At 71.2% G+C, this 17,148-nt stretch carries 17 protein-coding genes; 11 read left to right on the top strand and 6 right to left on the bottom strand.

Going from position 1 to position 17,148, the window contains the following annotated elements:
• Nucleotides 1–7: 7 nt before the first annotated feature.
• Entirely contained in the window at nt 8–2,017 is a 2,010-nt protein-coding gene (locus tag ACN4JJ_RS15820) for an ABC1 kinase family protein (protein WP_440710861.1), read from the top strand.
• Here ACN4JJ_RS15820 and ACN4JJ_RS15815 read toward each other — a convergent pair.
• The 3 genes from ACN4JJ_RS15815 to ACN4JJ_RS15805 are packed head-to-tail and all read right to left on the bottom strand — an operon-like array spanning nt 1,974 to nt 6,281.
• Nucleotides 1,974–4,466 (bottom strand): HAD-IC family P-type ATPase, encoded by a 2,493-nt coding sequence (locus ACN4JJ_RS15815; RefSeq protein ID WP_440710860.1) that lies wholly within the window; start codon nt 4,464–4,466, stop codon nt 1,974–1,976. The genes ACN4JJ_RS15820 and ACN4JJ_RS15815 overlap by 44 nt on opposite strands.
• A complete protein-coding gene (locus tag ACN4JJ_RS15810; protein ID WP_440710859.1) occupies nt 4,463–5,758 on the bottom strand; it encodes an SGNH/GDSL hydrolase family protein in 1,296 nt (431 codons plus the stop codon). The genes ACN4JJ_RS15815 and ACN4JJ_RS15810 overlap by 4 nt, the downstream gene beginning before the upstream one ends.
• A gap of 46 nt (nt 5,759–5,804) precedes the next feature.
• Nucleotides 5,805–6,281 (bottom strand): hypothetical protein, encoded by a 477-nt coding sequence (locus ACN4JJ_RS15805; RefSeq protein ID WP_440710858.1) that lies wholly within the window; start codon nt 6,279–6,281, stop codon nt 5,805–5,807.
• 188 nt (nt 6,282–6,469) lie between these two features.
• Between ACN4JJ_RS15805 and ACN4JJ_RS15800 the strand changes: the two genes are divergently transcribed.
• From ACN4JJ_RS15800 to ACN4JJ_RS15785, 4 genes are read left to right on the top strand one after another with little or no spacing between them, the layout of a single operon-like run.
• The gene (locus ACN4JJ_RS15800; protein ID WP_440710857.1) at nt 6,470–7,897 is read left to right on the top strand and encodes a pyridoxal phosphate-dependent decarboxylase family protein; all 1,428 of its coding nucleotides are present in this window, start codon (nt 6,470–6,472) and stop codon (nt 7,895–7,897) included.
• A gap of 55 nt (nt 7,898–7,952) precedes the next feature.
• Nucleotides 7,953–8,993, top strand: coding sequence for an agmatine deiminase family protein (locus tag ACN4JJ_RS15795; protein WP_440710856.1), 1,041 nt, complete (start codon nt 7,953–7,955; stop codon nt 8,991–8,993).
• Between the two features lie 13 nt (nt 8,994–9,006).
• On the top strand, nt 9,007–10,713 hold the full coding sequence (locus ACN4JJ_RS15790; RefSeq protein WP_440710855.1) for an amidase: 1,707 nt from the start codon (nt 9,007–9,009) through the stop codon (nt 10,711–10,713).
• Nucleotides 10,714–10,755: 42 nt separating this feature from the next.
• A complete protein-coding gene (locus ACN4JJ_RS15785; RefSeq protein WP_440710854.1) occupies nt 10,756–11,796 on the top strand; it encodes a hypothetical protein in 1,041 nt (346 codons plus the stop codon).
• Between the two features lie 16 nt (nt 11,797–11,812).
• Here ACN4JJ_RS15785 and ACN4JJ_RS15780 read toward each other — a convergent pair whose 3' ends face one another.
• Nucleotides 11,813–12,064, bottom strand: coding sequence for a hypothetical protein (locus ACN4JJ_RS15780; protein ID WP_440710853.1), 252 nt, complete (start codon nt 12,062–12,064; stop codon nt 11,813–11,815).
• Nucleotides 12,065–12,160: 96 nt separating this feature from the next.
• Here ACN4JJ_RS15780 and ACN4JJ_RS15775 point away from each other — a divergent pair, with 96 nt between their 5' ends.
• The 4 genes from ACN4JJ_RS15775 to ACN4JJ_RS15760 are packed head-to-tail and all read left to right on the top strand — an operon-like array spanning nt 12,161 to nt 15,037.
• Nucleotides 12,161–13,258, top strand: a complete 1,098-nt coding sequence (locus ACN4JJ_RS15775) for a PrsW family glutamic-type intramembrane protease (RefSeq protein ID WP_440710852.1) — start codon at nt 12,161–12,163, stop codon at nt 13,256–13,258.
• 38 nt (nt 13,259–13,296) lie between these two features.
• On the top strand, nt 13,297–14,334 hold the full coding sequence (locus ACN4JJ_RS15770; RefSeq protein WP_440710851.1) for an LLM class flavin-dependent oxidoreductase: 1,038 nt from the start codon (nt 13,297–13,299) through the stop codon (nt 14,332–14,334).
• A 22-nt stretch (nt 14,335–14,356) separates the two neighbouring features.
• Entirely contained in the window at nt 14,357–14,680 is a 324-nt protein-coding gene (locus ACN4JJ_RS15765; RefSeq protein WP_440710850.1) for a hypothetical protein, read from the top strand.
• Between the two features lie 48 nt (nt 14,681–14,728).
• A complete protein-coding gene (locus ACN4JJ_RS15760; protein ID WP_440710849.1) occupies nt 14,729–15,037 on the top strand; it encodes an EthD family reductase in 309 nt (102 codons plus the stop codon).
• Nucleotides 15,038–15,086: 49 nt separating this feature from the next.
• Here ACN4JJ_RS15760 and ACN4JJ_RS15755 read toward each other — a convergent pair whose 3' ends face one another.
• A complete protein-coding gene (locus tag ACN4JJ_RS15755; RefSeq protein WP_440710848.1) occupies nt 15,087–15,758 on the bottom strand; it encodes a response regulator transcription factor in 672 nt (223 codons plus the stop codon).
• 150 nt (nt 15,759–15,908) lie between these two features.
• On the opposite strand from ACN4JJ_RS15755, the gene ACN4JJ_RS15750 reads away from it, so the two are divergent.
• Nucleotides 15,909–16,187, top strand: a complete 279-nt coding sequence (locus ACN4JJ_RS15750) for a GlsB/YeaQ/YmgE family stress response membrane protein (RefSeq protein ID WP_440710847.1) — start codon at nt 15,909–15,911, stop codon at nt 16,185–16,187.
• 80 nt (nt 16,188–16,267) lie between these two features.
• Here ACN4JJ_RS15750 and ACN4JJ_RS15745 read toward each other — a convergent pair whose 3' ends face one another.
• The gene (locus ACN4JJ_RS15745; protein WP_440710846.1) at nt 16,268–16,750 is read right to left on the bottom strand and encodes an SRPBCC family protein; all 483 of its coding nucleotides are present in this window, start codon (nt 16,748–16,750) and stop codon (nt 16,268–16,270) included.
• Nucleotides 16,751–16,890: 140 nt separating this feature from the next.
• On the opposite strand from ACN4JJ_RS15745, the gene ACN4JJ_RS15740 reads away from it, so the two are divergent.
• Nucleotides 16,891–17,148: hypothetical protein (locus ACN4JJ_RS15740; protein WP_440710845.1), on the top strand; the 258-nt coding region annotated here is incomplete at its 3' end.

Here is a 17,148-nt window from a genome sequence, read left to right as displayed (position 1 = left end):
GCTGCGGATGCCGGCCGATGTGCTGACCGTTCTTCTCGCGATCGTCTCGGCGGTGCTGGTGGGCTTCGTGGCCCGGCGCATCCTGGACACCCCGGTGGGCTGGCCGCGCAGCATCGTGGTGGGGCTCCTGGTGTTCGCCGCGGGCCTGCCCTTCGCCTCGTGGGTTCTCGACGGCACCGGCCTGGAGCAGGACGGTCAGGTGCAGGATGCCCGGCACGCGCTGGTCGTGCTGGCGGTGGTGGTGCTCGCCCTCGCCTGGGTGTTCGCGCTGGGTGTGGCGGTGCTGGTCGCCCTGGAGGCGATCGTGCCGACGCGCGCGCTGCCGAACCCGGTCGCCGCGGTGCGGGCGGCGCTCCGGCAGCGGCGCCGGTCGAAGCGGTACCTGCAGATCCTCGCCATCGCCTCGCGGCACGGCGCCGGCTGGCTGTTCCACCCGCGCGCGTCTGCCGATCGCGAGCTCACCACGAGCGCGCAGCGGGCGCAGGCGATCGTCGACACGATCAACGAGTCGGGCGTGACCTTCGTGAAACTCGGGCAGGTGCTCTCCACCCGGCGCGACCTCGTTCCCGAGCCGTACCTGAGCGCGCTGGCCTCTCTGCAGTCCGGCGCCACCACGCTGCCCTGGGAGACGATCCGTCCGCTGATCGAAGAGGGGATCGGCGGCCCGCTCGACACCGTGTTCGCGTCGGTCGACCCCGAACCGCTGGCGGCGGCATCCGTGGCCCAGGTGCACCGGGCCGAGCTGCTCGACGGCACTCCGGTCGTGGTCAAGGTGCAGCGCCCGGCGGCCCGGGCCCAGGTGGAGGCCGACGTCGACATCATCCTGCGCCTGGCCGAACGGGCGGAGACCCACAGCCGCCTGGGGCACGACCTGCGCCTGCGGTCGGTGGCCCGCGGCTTCACCACCACGCTGCTGGACGAGCTGGACTACGGCATCGAGGCCTCCAACACCGAGATGATCCGCAGCACGCTCGCGCTGATCGCGGCCGACGACCACGGGCGGAACGTGCCGATCGCGGTGCCCCGCATCCATCCGCAGGCCTCCGGCGCGCGGATGCTGACGATGGACCTGGTCGACGGCGTGCCGCTCAGCCGGGCCGGGGCGCGCCTGGCCGAACTCTCGCCCGAGGCGCGCGAGGGCCTCGCCGTGTCACTGATGACCGCCGTGATCGAGCAGATCCTCGTGCACGGCGTCTTCCACGCCGACCTGCACCCCGGCAACGTGATCCTGCGCGAAGACGGCACGCTGGGCCTGATCGATTTCGGCGCCGTGGGCATCGTGGAGCGCAGTCGCCGGCAGCACCTCGCCGCCCTGATGCTCGCCGCTACGAGCGAGGACGACGTGGGGGCGACGGATGCGCTGCTGCTCATCGTCGACGTTCCGGATGACGTCGACCTCGACGCCTTCCGCCACGACATCGGCGTGGTGCTGACCTCGCAGCGTCACCTCCCGCCCGGCGACGGATCGATCTTCACCCGGGTGGTCGACGTCATCCGCCAGCACCACATCGCCCTGCCCGCCGATCTGGCCTCGGCGTTCCGCAGCTTCGCCACGCTCGAGGGCTGCCTCAAGGTGATCGTGCCCGATTTCGACCTGGTGCAGCGGGCGATTCCCGTGGTGCCCCGGGTGCTGCGGCACATGGTCAAACTCAAGCAGTTCGCCACCGGCGCCCAGGCGCAGGCCGCCGTGACGGCCGCGCTGGTGCGGGGGCTGCCGCGCCGTCTCGACACGCTGCTGTCGGGTCTGGAGCGAGGATCCGTCGGCATCAAGCTGAGGGCGTTCACCGACGAGGCCGATCAGCGCTTCGCCCGCACCATCACCTCGGAGATCGTCGGCACGCTCATCTCGATCGCGGCCGTGGTACTGGCGGTGGTGCTGCTGGTGACCGACTCGAGCCCCCAGCTCGCCAGCGGGCTGCGCCTGTTCGACCTGCTCGGTGCGCTGATCGGGTTCTTCGGGTTCCTCGGCCTGCTCAGGGTCGTTCGGCAGATCTTCGTGCGCCGCGCGCGCCGGTAGCCCCGACAGCGCTCCGTGCGAGCCCGGCCCTCTCGGCGTCGCGGCGCGCGATCCGCCGGTGGGCGAAGCGCACGATCTCGATCAGCGCGATCGACAGCAGCGAGGTGCCGAGCACGAGCAGCGCGGTGGTGAGCGAGGGATCGACCAGCTGCAGGAAGTCGCGCACGATCGGAACCGTGTACACCAGCACCAGCCCGATCATCATGGCGCCGATCACGAGTCCCTTGAACCGGGTGACGGGGCGCGAGAGCACCACCAGGATCCACAGCCCGATGATGGTCAGGATGAGCGTCGACCCGGTACGGATCTCGGCCTCGGGGATCTGCGCGTTCGCGGCCAGCCGGGCGAACGCGGCGATGCCGAGCGTCACGGCGACGCCGGCGGGCACCGCGAAGGTGAGCGAGCGGCGCAGGAATCCGGGCACGTACCGCTGCGCGTTGGGTAGCAGCGCCAGGAAGAACGCCGGGATGCCGATGGTGAGGCCATCCGTCACCGACAGCTGGCGCGGCAGGAACGGGAACGGCAGCAGCAGGATGCCGAACGTGATCGCCAGGAAGGTCGCGTAGGCGGTCTTGGTGAGGAAGAGCATCGACACGCGCTCGATGTTCGCGATCACCTGCCGGCCCTCGGCCACCACACTCGGCAGGTGCGAGAACTTGCCGTCGAGCAGCACGAGCCGCGCCACGGCCTTGGTGGCCGCCGCGCCGGAGTTCATTGCCACGCCGATGTCGGCCTCCTTGATGGCCAGGGCGTCGTTCACGCCGTCACCGGTCATCGCCACGGTATGACCGGCCGCCTTGAGAGCCACGACGATCCGCTTCTTCTGGTCGGGCGTCACCCGGCCGAACACGAGGTTCTCGTCGAGCACCCGCAGCAATTCGTCCTGGTCGTCGGGCAGCTCGCGGGCGTCAAAGCCGTGCGGAGCATCCAGGCCCACCTCGCGGGCGATCGCGGCGACGGTCTGCGGGTTGTCGCCCGAGATGATGCGCACGCCCACGTCTTGCGCGGCGAAGTAGGCGAGTGTCTCGGCGGCATCTGGGCGGATGTTCTCGCGGAAGGTCAGCAGCACCACCGGCACGGCGTCGGCGGGCACGGTCTCGTCGGCGGTGGGAGTGCCGTGCGCGAGCACGAGCGTGCGGCGGCCGGTCGCGGCCAGCTCGGTGGCGCGTTCGGCGAGCCGGCGGCGCATCGGGTCGTCCCCACTAGCTGATTCGGAACCGCCTCCGGCGAACACCATCTCCGGGCCGCCGAGGATCCACATCCCGTCGCCGAACATCACGGCGCTCCATTTGCGAGCCGAGGAGAACGGTACCCGGTCGACCGGGGCATCCGTGCGCACCGCCGGGAACGGCTCCGCGAGACTGCGCGCCGTCGCGTTGGCGTCGTTCTGCACGCCGTACCAGGCCAGCACGCCCTCCCAGCCGGCCACCTCGGCGAGCGGATGCGCGGCGTCGAACACGATGTCGCCCTGGGTGAGCGTGCCGGTCTTGTCGAGGCAGATCAGGTCGACCCGGGCGAGCCCCTCCACCGCGGGCAGCTCCTGCACGAGCACTTGCTGACGGGCGAGCTTCACGGCGCCGACGGCGAAGGTGATGCTCGTCATGAGCACGAGGCCGAGCGGCACCATGGCGACGACGGAGGCGATGGTGGCGACGGCGGCATCGCGCCAGGCCCCGCTCTCCCAGGCCTCGACCCAACCGCCCTGCGCGATCATCTGCGCGTTCAGCACCAGCAGCGCGACCGGCCCGATGATCCAGGCCACCCACTTCAGCACCCGGTTGATCGAGGAGCGCAGCTCCGAGGCCACGAGCGAGAACCGCTTGGCCTCGGCGGCGAGCGAGTTCGCGAAGGAGTCGGCGCCCACCCGGTCGACCACGGCCGTGCCCTCGCCGCCGACCACGACCGAGCCCGAGAGCACGCGGTCGCCCGGCGCCTTCTCCACCGGGTCGGATTCGCCGGTCAGCATCGACTCGTCCAGCTGCAGTCCGCGCGAGGTCTGCACGAGGGCGTCGGCGGGCACCTGGTCGCCGGCGCGCAGCACGAGGGTGTCGTCCACCACCACGGCGGCCACGCCGACCTCCGCCTCCGCGCCGTCGCGGAGCACCCGGGCGTGCGGGGCGTTCAGCAGAGCCAGCTTGTCCAAGGCACGCTTGGCGCGGTACTCCTGCACGCTGCCGATCACCGCGTTGGCCACGGCGGAGAAGCCGAACAGCGCATCCTGCCACCGGCCGATCGCCAGCAGCACCAGGAAGCAGGCCAGGATGATGCCGTTGAACAGCGTGAGCACGTTGGCGCGCACGATGCTCCACACGCTTCGGCTGGTGTCTTGCACGAAGGCGTTCGTGCGGCCGGTGGCGACGCGCTCGGCGACCTCGGCCTCGGTCAGGCCCGCGGGCGACGCCGAGGCGAGCGCGGTGGCGGTCCCCGGCGGGTTCTCGGGAACGGTCACGGCTGCGCGCGGCGCCGGTGCCGGTGCCACACGACGGCGGCGAAACCGGCCACGAGGATCGCGGCGGCCGAGAGCCCGAGCGCCACCGCATCCGTCCCCGTCGCCGCGAGGCCCGGGCGCTGCGGATCGCCGGCGGCCGCCGGGGCGGTGGTGGGGTCGGGAGACGGTACGGCGGTCGGGGTCGCGGTGGGCTCCGGATCGCCGACGCCCCCGCCCTCGTAGGCCGCGCGGATCGACTGCGACACCTGCTCGGAGAGGAAGGCGACGCCGGAGACGTTCGGGTGCAGTGCCCCGAGGGTGACGAAGAGGTCGGGATCCGGGGTCGGCGTGCCGCTCGTGTCGTTGAAGCCGATGCCGTTGATGAACGCCTCGCCGTCGGCCGCGCAGGCGGTGTGCGACTGGGTGAGGGGGATGGTGGGGATGTAGGTCGCGCCGTTCTCGGTCGCGGCCTGGCCGATCGCCGTGTCGAGCCGGGCCTCGGTGCCGTGCAGGTAGAGGGTGTCGACGTCGGTGAACGGGAAGGTGTTCTGCGGGAACGGCGGCGCGAGCGGGTCGCTGCCCGTGCCGAGCGGCGAGGAATAGCATCCGCCCGCCGGAGTGTTGGCGACATCCGGGGTGATGGCGGGATAGCCGATCACGAAAACCTTCGCGTTCGGGGCCTTCGCATGGATGAGCGCGAAGGTCTCGTCCAGCGCCGGCGTGACCGTGTTGTCGAGCAGGTATTTCAGGCGGTCGATCTCGATGCCGTCGACGACGGGCGCGTAGTACTGCTTGCAGTTCTGCAGGCCGATCCCGAGCGCGTCGAGCACGAGCGGGCCGGTGGCGCTCTCGGCCACGCAGGTCTGGGCCACCGTGGAGAAGCCGAGGTCGTTCCCGCCGATGGTCACGGTGACGATGTCGGTGTCGGGGCCGAGGGCATCCGACTGCACCGGTGCGGTGCCTGCCCCGGTGATGGTCACCTGCGGGGTGTCGCGGATGTTCGCGGTGACGGCGCCGCTGCAGGTGCGGTCATCCAGCACCAGGCCGAGCGACTCGGCCACGAGGTGCGGGTAGTTCTGGTCGGCCTGGTAGCAGCCCGAGGCCGGCTCCTCGCTGAACGGCGTCAGCCCGAACCCGGCCGAGTACGAGTCGCCGAGCGCGACGTAGCTCTTGCCCGCGGGGGAGTCGGCGGCCTCGCCGGTCGCGCCTGCCGAGGTCACGGGCGCGGCGAGCGCCGAGGCGGCACCCCCGCCCAGCAGCAGGGAGGCGGCGACCGCCCCGGTGACGATGGCGAGACCCCCGAAGCGCTTCATGCTGCGACTTTAGCGGAGCCGGGCCGTCTGGCGAGAGGGCTTGCGCCTAGCGCTTCATCGGCTTCCAGGCGGGAAGCGGCGCGGGCACGACCGCCGGCGGACTCCTCACCAGCCGGATCGAGGAATTCAGGTAGAGGTACACCAGGGGGGCCGTGCCGATGAGGTTGAGGATGAACGTGAAGACATCGGCGTCCGGTCGTCCGGGGAATCGACCCGCGGGATCGACGATGGCCAGCACCACCTCGTACACCAGGGACAGGGCGAAGTACGCGCCCAGCACGAATCCCGCCGTCGGTTTCGCCGTCATCCGCCACCACGCCCGGGCCGGCACGATCGGTTCGTCCCGCCCACGGAAGACACGGACCCCCAGCAGCACGTAGGCGAGGAACAGGACGCTCGCGATCACGGAGAGCAGCGGAGTGGGAAGCCCCAGCCCGTAGATGGGCCAGCCGACGGCCGTCACGACCACCCAGCCCACCACGATGTAGACGATCTTCCAGCCGGTCTTCCGAATGCGCAGCACCCGCCGATCCTATCGACGCGCCACGTCGATCTCCGCGCACCGAAACAATGGGCTGCCACGCACGAAGCGGGATTCCGGCGATGACTTCGCCTCGTCCTGCGCAAGAAACGTGCGTGTGCACGGGTCGTGGCGCTCCACGGCCGGTCGCCGCCCGCGCGGGTCGGTATCGTGAGCATCCGGAGGTCCCGATGCCCACTGAATCCCCCTCGTCACGCCCCCTGCCGCCCGTCGCCTCGGCGTCGCGGATGCACGACGTGACCGACGAGAACCGCGACATCGTCGATCGCGTGCTCGACTACTCGCGCGCGCGCCTGCTCACCGAGGACACCCCGCTCGACAAGCCGCAATCGCCGGCCGAGCTCAGCCGGCTGGCCGGCCCCACCATCACCGAGCGGGGGATCGGCGGGGCCCGGGCGCTGTCGATCTTCGAGCACATCCTGGCACCGGCCTGCATCACCACCGACGACCCGCGCTACCTCTCCTTCATCCCCAGCGCTCCGTCGAAGGCGGCGGCGGCGTTCGACGTGGTGGTGTCGGCCAGCGCGCTCTACGGAGGGTCGTGGCTCGAAGGCGCCGGAGCCGTGCACGCCGAGAACGAGGTGCTCCGCTGGCTGGCGGCCGAGTTCGGCCTGCCCGCGGGTGCCGGCGGTGTGTTCGTGCAGGGCGGCACGCTCGGCAACCTCTCGGCTCTCGTCGCCGCGCGGGAGACCGCCCGGGAGAACGGCCGCGAAGCCGGCCGGCCCGCACCCGATCGCTGGCGGGTGGTGTGCAGCGCCGAGGCGCACTCCTCGATCGCCTCGGCTGCCCGGGTGATGGACGTCGAGGTCGTGGCGGTTCCCGTCGACACCGACGGAACCCTTCGCGGCCCCGCCGTCGAAGAGGCCCTGGAACTCCACGGCGCCAGCGTGTTCGCCGTGGTGGCGACCGCCGGCACCACCAACTTCGGTATCGTCGACGACCTCGCCGCAATCGGTGAGGCGGCGGCCCGGCACGGCGTGTGGTTCCACGTCGACGGCGCCTACGGGCTCTCGGCGATGCTGTCTCCAGATGCCCGCCCGCGGTTCGCGGGGGTGGAGCGAGCCGACTCCCTGGTGGTCGACCCGCACAAGTGGCTGTTCGCCCCCTTCGACGCCTGTGCTCTGCTCTACCGCGACCCCGAGCTCGGCCGCCGGGCGCACACGCAGCACGCCGACTACCTCGACACCCTCACCGAGGCCGGCGACTGGAGCCCCTCCGACTTCGCCGCCCACCTCACCCGCCGGCCCCGCGGCCTGCCGCTCTGGTTCTCGCTCGCCACCTACGGCGCGGCCGCCTACCGCCAGGCGATCACCGAGTCGCTCGCTCTCGCGCAGCGCATCGCGGCGATCATCGAGGAGCGCCCTGGCTTCTCGCTGGTACGCCCGCCCCAGCTGTCCGTCGTCGTGTTCGAGCGCGACGGCTGGGAGAAGGCGGACTACTCGGCCTGGTCGGCCCGCCTGCTCGACCAGCAGACCGCCTTCGTGACGCCGAGCGCCCATCACGGCCGACCGAACGCCCGCTTCGCCATCCTGAACCCCCGGACGAGCCTGGACGATCTCACCATGATCCTCGACACGATGACCGGCGCCCCGCGATGATGCTGACCACGACGCCCCCGCGGCAGACGCCGCGCCCGACCCCGGAGGACCCGCGATGACCTGGACCATGCCCGCCGAGGGATCCCCGCACGAACGCACCTGGATGACCTTCCCGCGCGAGGGCGAGACCCTGGGCGCGACGGATGCCGAGAAGGAGGCGGGCTACGCGGCCTGGTCGGCGGTGGCCAACGCGATCGCGGCGTTCGAGCCGGTGTCGATGCTGGTCGATCCCTCCGAGATCGCGCACGCGCGGCGACTGCTCGACGGGGCGGTCCAGCTGCACGAGACTCCGGTCGACGAGTTCTGGATGCGCGACTCGGGCCCCACCTTCGTGCTCGACGACGAGCGGCCGGGCGTGCTCGGTGCCGTCGACTGGATCTTCAACGGCTGGGGCGCCCCGGCGTGGGCCGAGTGGCAGAAGTCGGCCGCGCACGGCCGCTTCGTGGCGGGCCTGGCGGGTGCGGAGGTGGTCGACTCGCTGCTCGTGAACGAGGGCGGCGGCATCCACGTCGACGCCGAGGGCACGGTGCTGCTCACCGAGACGGTGCAGCTCGACCCGAACCGCAACCCGTTCGCCGACACGCAGCGCGTCGAGGCCGAGATGCGGCGCACGATCGGCGCCACGCACGCGGTCTGGCTGCCGCGTGGCCTCACCCGTGACTACGACGACTTCGGCACGAACGGGCACGTCGACATCGTGGCCGCGATCCCGTCTCCCGGGCGCCTGCTGCTGCACGCGCAGCCCGACGCCGGGCATCCGGACCACTTCGTGATGGGGGAGATCCGCGAGGCCCTCGCCGGGCAGACGGATGCGGCGGGCCGCTCGTTCGAGATCGTCGATCTGCCGGCGCCCGCGACCCTGCGCGACGAGCACGGCTTCGTCGACTGGAGCTACGTGAACCACTACGTGCTGAACGGCGCGGTGATCGCCTGCGGCTTCGGCGAGCCGGCGGCGGATGCGCGGGCCGCCGACGTCCTGGGGTCGGTCTACCCCGGCCGGGAGGTCGTGACGGTCGACGCGCGGGAGATCTTCGCCCGGGGCGGCGGCATCCACTGCATCACGCAGCAGCAGCCCGCGGTGGTCGTGGCAAGATGACCGGCGCCGCCTCATGAGTATCGACGTCGTCGAAGCCTCGATCGTTGAGCTGCGCAGTGCGCTGGAGACCGGCCGGGCGACGGCCGTGGACCTGGTGACCGCCTACCGCGAGCGCATCGAGAGGTTCGACCGCGGCGGCCCCCTGCTGAACGCGATGGTGGTGCTCAACCCCGACGCCCTCCAGGAGGCCGAGGCCTCGGACGCCCGTCGGCGCGAGAACCGCGTGCTCGGCCCTCTCGACGGCATCCCGTACACGGCGAAGGACAGCTACCTCGTGCGCGGTCTCACGGCGGCGGCCGGCAGTCCGGCGTTCGCCGAACTGCGGGCCATGCGGGACGCCTTCACCATCGAACGGTTGCGGGCGGCGGGTGCCATCTGCCTCGGGCTCACGAACATGCCCCCGATGGCCAACGGCGGCATGCAGCGGGGCCTCTACGGCCGTGCCGAGAGCCCCTACAACGGCGAGTACCTCACCTCGGCGTTCGGATCGGGCTCGTCCAACGGCTCGGGCACGGCGACGGCGGCGAGCTTCGCGGCCTTCGGGCTGGCCGAGGAGACCTGGTCCAGCGGCCGGGCGCCGGCGTCGAACAACGCCCTGTGCGCCTACACACCCTCACGCGGCGTCATCTCGGTGCGCGGCAACTGGCCGCTCGTGCCCACGATGGACGTGGTGGTGCCGCACGCCCGCACGATGGCCGACCTGCTCGAGGTGCTCGACGTCGTGGTGCACGACGACCCGGATGCGCGCGGCGACTTCTGGCGGGCGCAGCCGTGGATTCCGGTGCCGGCCGCGTCGAGCATCCGCCCGCCGTCGTTCCCGGCACTCGCGCCGGCCACCGACGGTTCGGCGCGCGCGACTCTCGAAGGCGTGCGCTTCGGCGTGCCCCGGATGTACCTCGGAACCGACGAGCAGGCGGGTGTCGGCGCGACCGGCATCGGGGGCCCGACGGGGCAGCGGATCGAGCCGCGGCCCAGCACGCTCGAGCTGTTCGCCGCCGCGCGCGCCGCCCTGGAGGCGGCTGGAGCGACGGTGGTCGAGGTCGACTTCCCCGCCGTCAGCAACTACGAGGGCGACCGGGCGGGCGCGCCCACGCTCGCCACGCGCGGTCTCGTGTCGCCCGAGTACCTCCGCCGGGAGATCGTCGACCTGTCCGCCTGGGCCTGGGACGACTTCCTGTCCGCCAACGGCGATCCCGCGCTCGACTCGCTCGCCGATGTCGACGGCAGCCGCATCTTCCCGCACCCCGCCGGTGCGCTGCCCGACCGGTACGACGGCTTCGACGACGACATCGCGACCTATCCCGCGCAGGTGCGCGAGCATCCGTATGCCTCGCTCACCGACATCCCGGCCCTGGCCGACGGCGTGCGCGGACTCGAGGAGACCCGCCGCCTCGACCTGGAGGAGTGGATGCGCGGACTCGGCCTCGACGCGGTGATCTTCCCGGCCGTGGCCGACGTGGGCCCCGCCGACATGGACGTGAATCCCACCTCCGCCGACGCCGGCTGGCGCAACGGGGTGTGGGTGGCGAACGGCAACCTCGCGATCCGCCACCTGGGCATCCCCACCGTGACGGTGCCGATGGGAGTGATGGCCGACATCGCCATGCCGATCGGCCTCACGTTCGCCGGGCCCGCCTACGCGGACGCGCGACTGCTCGAGCTGGCCGCCGCCTTCGAGCGGCTCCACCCGAGCCGCACCCCGCCGCCGCGCACGGCGTGAACGAGCAGACCGTTTTCGACGAGGCTGAATAGACTCGTCGGGATGTCCCGCACCGCCCGTCCCGCCCGCAGCGGTGCACCCACCGGTGCCGTCTCCGACGATCGCCCGTCGCGCCCCCTCGCTCGCCGGATCCTCGGGAGACCCTGGCTCTGGGCCGTTCTGCTGCTCGGAGCGTCGGTCCCGCTCGTCATGGCCGATCCGGATGTCGGGTTCCTGGCCTTCCTTCTCGCCCTGATCGGCGGCTGGCTGTGCGGGGCCGGATTCGTGGGCGCCACGCTCCGGATGCGATCGGCGCGGCTCGGTGCCCTGGTCCACGTGCTCGGCGCGGTGCTGGCCGGAGTTCTGCTCTGGGCGATGGTGTCGATCGGACCGGCGTTCGCAGGCATCCTCACCGGGCCGGCGAGGGCCGCCTTCGTGGTGGCTCAGTTCGCGGCGGCGCCCGCGGCGGGCTGGATCTGGATCACCCTGGTCGGGCGGGCGGCCTCGCGGATGTCGTCGCGGGCGCAGCGGGCCGATCCGCCGGCCGGGCCCGTGTGGGAGCACGAGGGCCGGGCCTCGATCCTGCGGTTCCGGGCGGTTCCCCTGCGGATGCGCACGCTCGGCCTGGCGATCGCGGCCGTCGTCGTGGTGGTCGGGGGCATCGCGGCGACCCTGCTGATCCTCACCGGTGACCTGGCCGAGCGGCTCGGGCCGCGCCTGCTGATCATCGTGGTCGGGGCCGGACTCGCCCTGCCCGCCTCCCTGCTGCTCAGGGCGCTGCTGCACCGCCGCACCGTGGAGTGCGAGCTGTGGATCGGGCCCGATCGGCTGCGCCTACGGGCCGGCGGTGCGACCTTCGAGTCGTCTTTCGGTGAGATCGACCTGCTGCGCTGGCGCAGCGACAGCGACTACGCGCGCCTGGAGATCCGCGCGGCCGGCCGCGACCTGTCGCTCCTGGCCGGCCCGGCCCGGGTGCCCAAGAGCACCGCGCCGACGCTCCCGCCTCTGCCGACGACGATCGCCCGGCGACTCGAGGCGCGGGGCCTGACCTCGTCGCGTTCACGACGGGGCGTCACAACGTTCGCCCGCGAGTCACCCACGTGATGATCGAGCCGGTGCTCTAGACCGCGCTCGCGCCGATCATGCCGATCATCTGCAGCTGGTGTTCACGCTCGACGCCCTGGGCATGGAACGTGCCGTCGGGGGTGAAGTACGACACGAGCCCGTCGGGGTTCGGATGGCCCCACGCCCTCAGGTGCTGCTCGAAGTCTTTGACGTAGTAGCGGGTCTCGCCGGCGACCGAGCGCTTCTCGGTGTGCTCGGAGGCCTCCAGCTGCTGTTCGGTGGGGCGTGGATCGTCATGCTGCGGCATGGGACGAGCCTAGCCATCGCACCGATAAAGTTCTCGTGGCGAAGACGACTCTCGCCGGCGACGACGGTCGCGTAGGGGACGAACACAGGGGGAACGATGCAGCATTCGACGACGACCGACGGCACCGGGGCGGGGTGGTACGCGACCGGACGCCACGACCTCGCAGGCGAGTGGGACGGCGCCGCGTGGACCGGGCGGTCCCGGGCCGGTGACCCCGCGGGTGCGGTGGCGCCGTGGAGGGTCCGGCCGTTCGCGTTCCTCGCGCATCCGTGGTTCTGGTCGCTCGTCGTCGGTCTGGTGCTCGTGGCCTGGGCCGGTTTCCTGGGCGACGGGGCCGGCAGCGACTGGTGGAAGCTCGTCGCCGCGGCCGGGATGCTCGCCATCCTCTCCGCCGTCATCCTGTTCTTCGACCGGCTGCTGCACTTCGGCGAGCTGCCGCGACTGGGCCTGATCGTGGTCATGGGCCTGGTCTCCGGTGCGGTGGCGAATCTCCTCGCCTACGCGATCGAGCCGGTGCTCGAACCCGCGCTCGGCGTGCCGTTCGCGGCCGACCTCTGGCTCTCGGGACCGGTGGAGGAGACCTCGAAGCTGGCCCTGCCGCTGCTGTTGCTGCTCGTCGCCCGCCGGGTGTTCGGCGACCCCCGCGCCGGGGTGCTGATGGTGCTGCTCTCCAGCGCGGCGTTCGGCGTCTGGGAGGGCTTCGGCTACGTCACCTCCGCGACCGGTGAGAACGGCACCGTTCTGGCCGGGCTGGTGCGCGGGGTGGGGGAGATCCCGCATCCGCTCTGGACGGCGATCGCCGCCTCGCTGATCTGGCTGGCCGCGCACCGCGCCGGTCGCGCCGTCACCCTCGCCGGCTTCGTGGGCTGGTTGATCGCGGTCGTCTTCCACTCCCTGCACGACGGGATCGGCGCGGCCCGCGTCTCGGGCACCGGCAACACCATCTCGCAGACCGCCGTGCCGACGATCGCCGATGCGATCGTCTTCGCGGCCCTCTCGAACGTCGTCACCGTCATCACGATCGTCGTGGCGCTGCTGATCGTGCGGCACGTCGCCCGCGAGCTCGTGCCACCGGCCGCGATCGCGACGAACCCGCCGCGGTGGCGTCCGCGCCTGAAGCTGTGGGGGGTTCCGCGCCGCGCGCGTGCGGCCGTCGCCGAGGGGCAGGTCGCCCCCGCCGAGGCGAGTTCGTGAGCGGGAATGCGCATCCGCGGTCCGGCGTTGCACCGGCTGTGACCGCTACGAAACGCAAGAACATCGGCTTCCTTTCCTTCGGGCACTGGACGCCGTCCCCGCAGTCGAAGACGCGCAGCGCCGCCGACACCCTCCTGCAGTCGATCGACCTCGCCGTCGCCGCCGAAGAGCTGGGGGCGGATGGTGCGTACTTCCGTGTGCACCACTTCGCGCGGCAGCTCGGGTCGCCGTTTCCGCTGCTGGCCGCCGTCGGCGCCCGCACGAAGACGATCGAGATCGGCACCGGCGTCATCGACATGCGCTACGAGAACCCGCTCTACATGGCGGAGGACGCGGGCGCGGCCGACCTCATCTCGGGCGGCCGACTGCAGCTCGGCATCAGTCGGGGATCACCCGAGCAGGTCATCGAGGGCTGGCGCTACTTCGGGTACCAGCCGGCCGAGGGTCAGGATGACGCCGACCTCGCCCGCGAGCACACCAAGGTGCTTCTCCAGGTGCTGAAGGGCGAGGGGTTCGCGCAGCCGAACCCGCGGCCGATGTTCCCGAACCCGCCCGGGCTGCTGCGTATCGAACCGCACTCCGAGGGCCTCCGCAAGCGCATCTGGTGGGGTGCGGCCTCCAACGCCACCGCGCGCTGGGCCGCTGAGCTCGGCATGAATCTGCAGTCGTCCACGCTCAAGGTCGATGAGACGGGCCAGCCGTTCCACGTGCAGCAGGCGGAGCAGATCCGCGAGTTCCGGGCGGCGTGGGCGGATGCGGGGCACGACTTCGAGCCCCGGGTCTCGGTGAGCCGCAGCATCTTCGCCATCACGAACGACCAAGACCGCGCCTACTTCGGTGGCAGCGGCGACAGCGAAGACCAGATCGGCAACATCGACGCGAGCATGCGTGCCATCTTCGGCCGCAGCTACGCCGCCGAGCCGGAGCGCCTGATCGAGCAGCTCGCCGGCGACGAGGCGATCGCCGAGGCCGACACCCTCCTGCTTACCGTGCCGAACCAGCTGGGCGTGGAGTACAACGCGCACGTCATCGAGTCGATCCTCACGGAGGTGGCCCCGGCCCTCGGCTGGCGGTGATCCCCGGCCCTAGAGTGGCTGCATGACGACTCCGGGATCGCGTGCCGGGAAGGGCTTCGCCCTGGTGGGGCGGATCGTCGCGGGTGTGGCCGCCGCTGCGGTCGGCGCGGTGTTCGTGCTCTCGGCGTGGATGGCGGTCAGCAGCCGCTTCGGGCTGACGGATGGCGACGTGCACGGGTACGGGCTGATCTTCGGCACGGTGCTGGCCGTCGTGGCCGGGTTCGTGACCGCACTGCTGCTGCCGCTGGCGTTTCCGCGCCGGCTGTGGGGGAGGGTGCTCCGGGCGGGCTTGGCGTGTTTCGGCGTGTTGCTCGTGCTGTTGATCGTGTCGCTGGTCACGGCGTAACGTTCGAGGCGTACGCCCACCGGGCGCTGCTCGACGAGAGGGAACGCCATGCCCACGAAGATCACCGTCATCTACGACAACCCCATCGACCCCGAGGCCTTCGAGGCGGCCTATCCGGAGCAGGTGACGCTGGCCAAGGCGCTCCCCGGCCTGCAGCGCATCGAGACGGCGAAGGTGTGGCCGAAGGAAGACGGGACGCCCACGCCGGCCTACCGCCAGGTCGACCTCTACTTCACCGACTACGACGCCGCCAGCGCGGCCGTCACCACCGAGGAGGCGGGCGCGCTGTTCCCGAGCATCTTCGGTCTCGCGACCGGCGGCGTGCGCATCCTGTTCTCGGACATCGAAGAGTCCTGAGACCGAACCCTCCGGTCCGGCGTAGGGCCCCAGGGTCCAGGTACCGAGCCTACGGCCCGCCGAGCCAGTGGTCGATGCGGTGGTGGTCGGGTGCGAAGCCGTGCGCGATGCCCCAGAGCACGGCCTGCGTGCGGCTCTTGGCGTCGATCTTGCCGTAGATGCCACGGATGTAGGTCTTGACGGTGTTCGGGCTCAGATACGTCAGGGTCGCGACATCCGCATTGCTCTTGCCCTGCGTGATGAGAGCGAGGATCTCGGATTCGCGGTCGGTGAGGCCCTCGTGCCGCCCCGGCCAGTCGAGTCCGAGAGCGCTGCCGGATCGGCGAGGCGGTTCGCTCACCACCGTCTCGCCCGCGTGCACCGCTTCGAGCGCCGCCACGAGGTCGCGTGCCGGCAGGGTCTTGGAGAGGTAGCCGTGCACCCCCTGCTGCCGTGCGCTCTGCACGAGTTCGGGGTGGAAGTTCCAGGTGTAGACCACCACACGGTTCGCGCGCGGGTTGCGCACCAGCGCGTGGAGCTCCTGCTGGTCGGACTCGGGCTGCGCGAACGAGTCGTACAGCACGATGTCGACCTCGTCGTCGAGGGCGGCGTTCGCATCGATCTCGCACACCAGGATGCGGTCGCGGTAGCGATCGAACATGTGCGCCAGACCGGCCAGCACCACGTCGTAGTCGTCGACGAGCGCCACCCGGATGGGCTCGTGTTCCGCTGGGGTGCTCATGCCCCTGACCGTACACCCGTCAGGGGCTGGCGAAGACCACCCCTAGGGGTGAGCCGGTGCCCCGCACATCCTGCTTCGCTGAGGTGAGTCGGCCATGGTCGACGACGGGATACGCACTCGGCGCATCCGGAAACCCGAAGGACTCACACCATGATCGGTCTCATCATCAGCCTCATCGTCATCGGCATCATCGCCGGTGCGCTCGCCCGGCTCATCGTGCCCGGCAAGCAGAACCTCTCCATCCCCATGACCATCCTGCTCGGGATCATCGGATCCTTCGTCGGCGGGTTCCTCGGGTTCCTCATCTTCCAGCACGACCCGATGGACGGCTTCTTCCAGCCCGCCGGCATCATCGGCTCGGTCATCGGCGCGATCATCGTGCTGCTCATCTGGACCCGCTTCGCCGGGCGCCGCTCCGTCAACCGCTGAGTGTGACGCCCCTCGGAACGGCCTGGTCGCCTTCCGAGGGGCTCGAGCTGCACCGGGCGGGGCGGCCCGACGCCGGGTCGCTATCCGCTGGTCACATGCGCGAGCACGACCGGGTCTTCACAGCCTCGGGCGAAACCCCGGATGCGGCGGTCGATGTCGCGCTGCAGCACGAAGGCGCCGATCCGCTCGGCGACGGGCGCGAGCCAGCGAGGCTTGCACGTGAAGTTGTAGCGCCAGACGGCTAGGGTGCTGCCGGGATCGCCGTCCACCGGTGCGAAGCGCCATCCGCCCGCGAGCCGCTCGAAGAACCAGGAGCCCTTGGTCATCTTCATGCCCACGTTCGAGGGCGGGTTGTACGAGACGTACTCGCTCTCCATCCGGAAGCCGAATCGCTGCACGGTGTAGGTTCGAACGCCTTTGGCCGGGACCTTCGCGCCCTCGAGCAGGTGCTGGGTGCGGATGAACGGGTCCCAACGGAGGCGGATGTCGCCGGTGGTCTGTGACACGGCGAAGGCTGTCGCCGGGGGCACGGACACTGTGCAGCGGGACTCGACTGTGGGCATGGTGATTACTCTTCCATGGTGGTGGTGGCCTAAGTGTGTGGGGCTGTCGCTGGGGCTGCCGCGCGCTTCGCGCTTGCCTTCGATGGGCGTGGCTGGGTTGTCGGGGGCCAGTGTCGGTGGTCGATGGTTGAATTTATCTCATGATAGAGATGGTGGATGCGACGGATGCCGGGCCTCGGCGTCAGATTGACGCGCGCGCCGCATTCGATGCCGATCTTGACTACGTCGAGGACATCACCCGTCGGCAGGCCGCGCTTGAGGCGGACAAGATGGTGGCGGTTGCCCGGTTGTCCCGCCGGGTCCGCGGGCGCACCCTTGGTCTTGACGCAGACGAGGCAGCGGTCTGTGAGTTCGCTCGCACGGAGGACGAGAAGCGCCTGCTCGTCGCTGAAGTCGGC

It is taken from the genome of Herbiconiux dendrobii, assembly GCF_052048175.1.
Classification (GTDB): domain Bacteria; phylum Actinomycetota; class Actinomycetes; order Actinomycetales; family Microbacteriaceae; genus Herbiconiux.
The sequence above is the reverse complement of the archived record's forward strand: the minus strand, read 5'-3'. Positions and strand labels throughout refer to the sequence as shown.

What these genes read in the sequence shown, in the direction of transcription:
- ACN4JJ_RS15745 (WP_440710846.1), bottom strand. Translation starts at nt 16,750, where the DNA reads ATGCCCACAGTCGAGTCCCGCTGCACAGTGTCCGTGCCCCCGGCGACA.
- ACN4JJ_RS15755 (WP_440710848.1), bottom strand. Translation starts at nt 15,758, where the DNA reads ATGAGCACCCCAGCGGAACACGAGCCCATCCGGGTGGCGCTCGTCGAC.
- ACN4JJ_RS15760 (WP_440710849.1), top strand. Translation starts at nt 14,729, where the DNA reads ATGCCCACGAAGATCACCGTCATCTACGACAACCCCATCGACCCCGAG.
- ACN4JJ_RS15785 (WP_440710854.1), top strand. Translation starts at nt 10,756, where the DNA reads ATGTCCCGCACCGCCCGTCCCGCCCGCAGCGGTGCACCCACCGGTGCC.
- ACN4JJ_RS15765 (WP_440710850.1), top strand. Translation starts at nt 14,357, where the DNA reads ATGACGACTCCGGGATCGCGTGCCGGGAAGGGCTTCGCCCTGGTGGGG.
- ACN4JJ_RS15750 (WP_440710847.1), top strand. Translation starts at nt 15,909, where the DNA reads ATGATCGGTCTCATCATCAGCCTCATCGTCATCGGCATCATCGCCGGT.
- ACN4JJ_RS15820 (WP_440710861.1), top strand. Translation starts at nt 8, where the DNA reads ATGCCGGCCGATGTGCTGACCGTTCTTCTCGCGATCGTCTCGGCGGTG.
- ACN4JJ_RS15810 (WP_440710859.1), bottom strand. Translation starts at nt 5,758, where the DNA reads ATGAAGCGCTTCGGGGGTCTCGCCATCGTCACCGGGGCGGTCGCCGCC.
- ACN4JJ_RS15800 (WP_440710857.1), top strand. Translation starts at nt 6,470, where the DNA reads ATGCCCACTGAATCCCCCTCGTCACGCCCCCTGCCGCCCGTCGCCTCG.
- ACN4JJ_RS15780 (WP_440710853.1), bottom strand. Translation starts at nt 12,064, where the DNA reads ATGCCGCAGCATGACGATCCACGCCCCACCGAACAGCAGCTGGAGGCC.
- ACN4JJ_RS15790 (WP_440710855.1), top strand. Translation starts at nt 9,007, where the DNA reads ATGAGTATCGACGTCGTCGAAGCCTCGATCGTTGAGCTGCGCAGTGCG.
- ACN4JJ_RS15795 (WP_440710856.1), top strand. Translation starts at nt 7,953, where the DNA reads ATGACCTGGACCATGCCCGCCGAGGGATCCCCGCACGAACGCACCTGG.
- ACN4JJ_RS15775 (WP_440710852.1), top strand. Translation starts at nt 12,161, where the DNA reads ATGCAGCATTCGACGACGACCGACGGCACCGGGGCGGGGTGGTACGCG.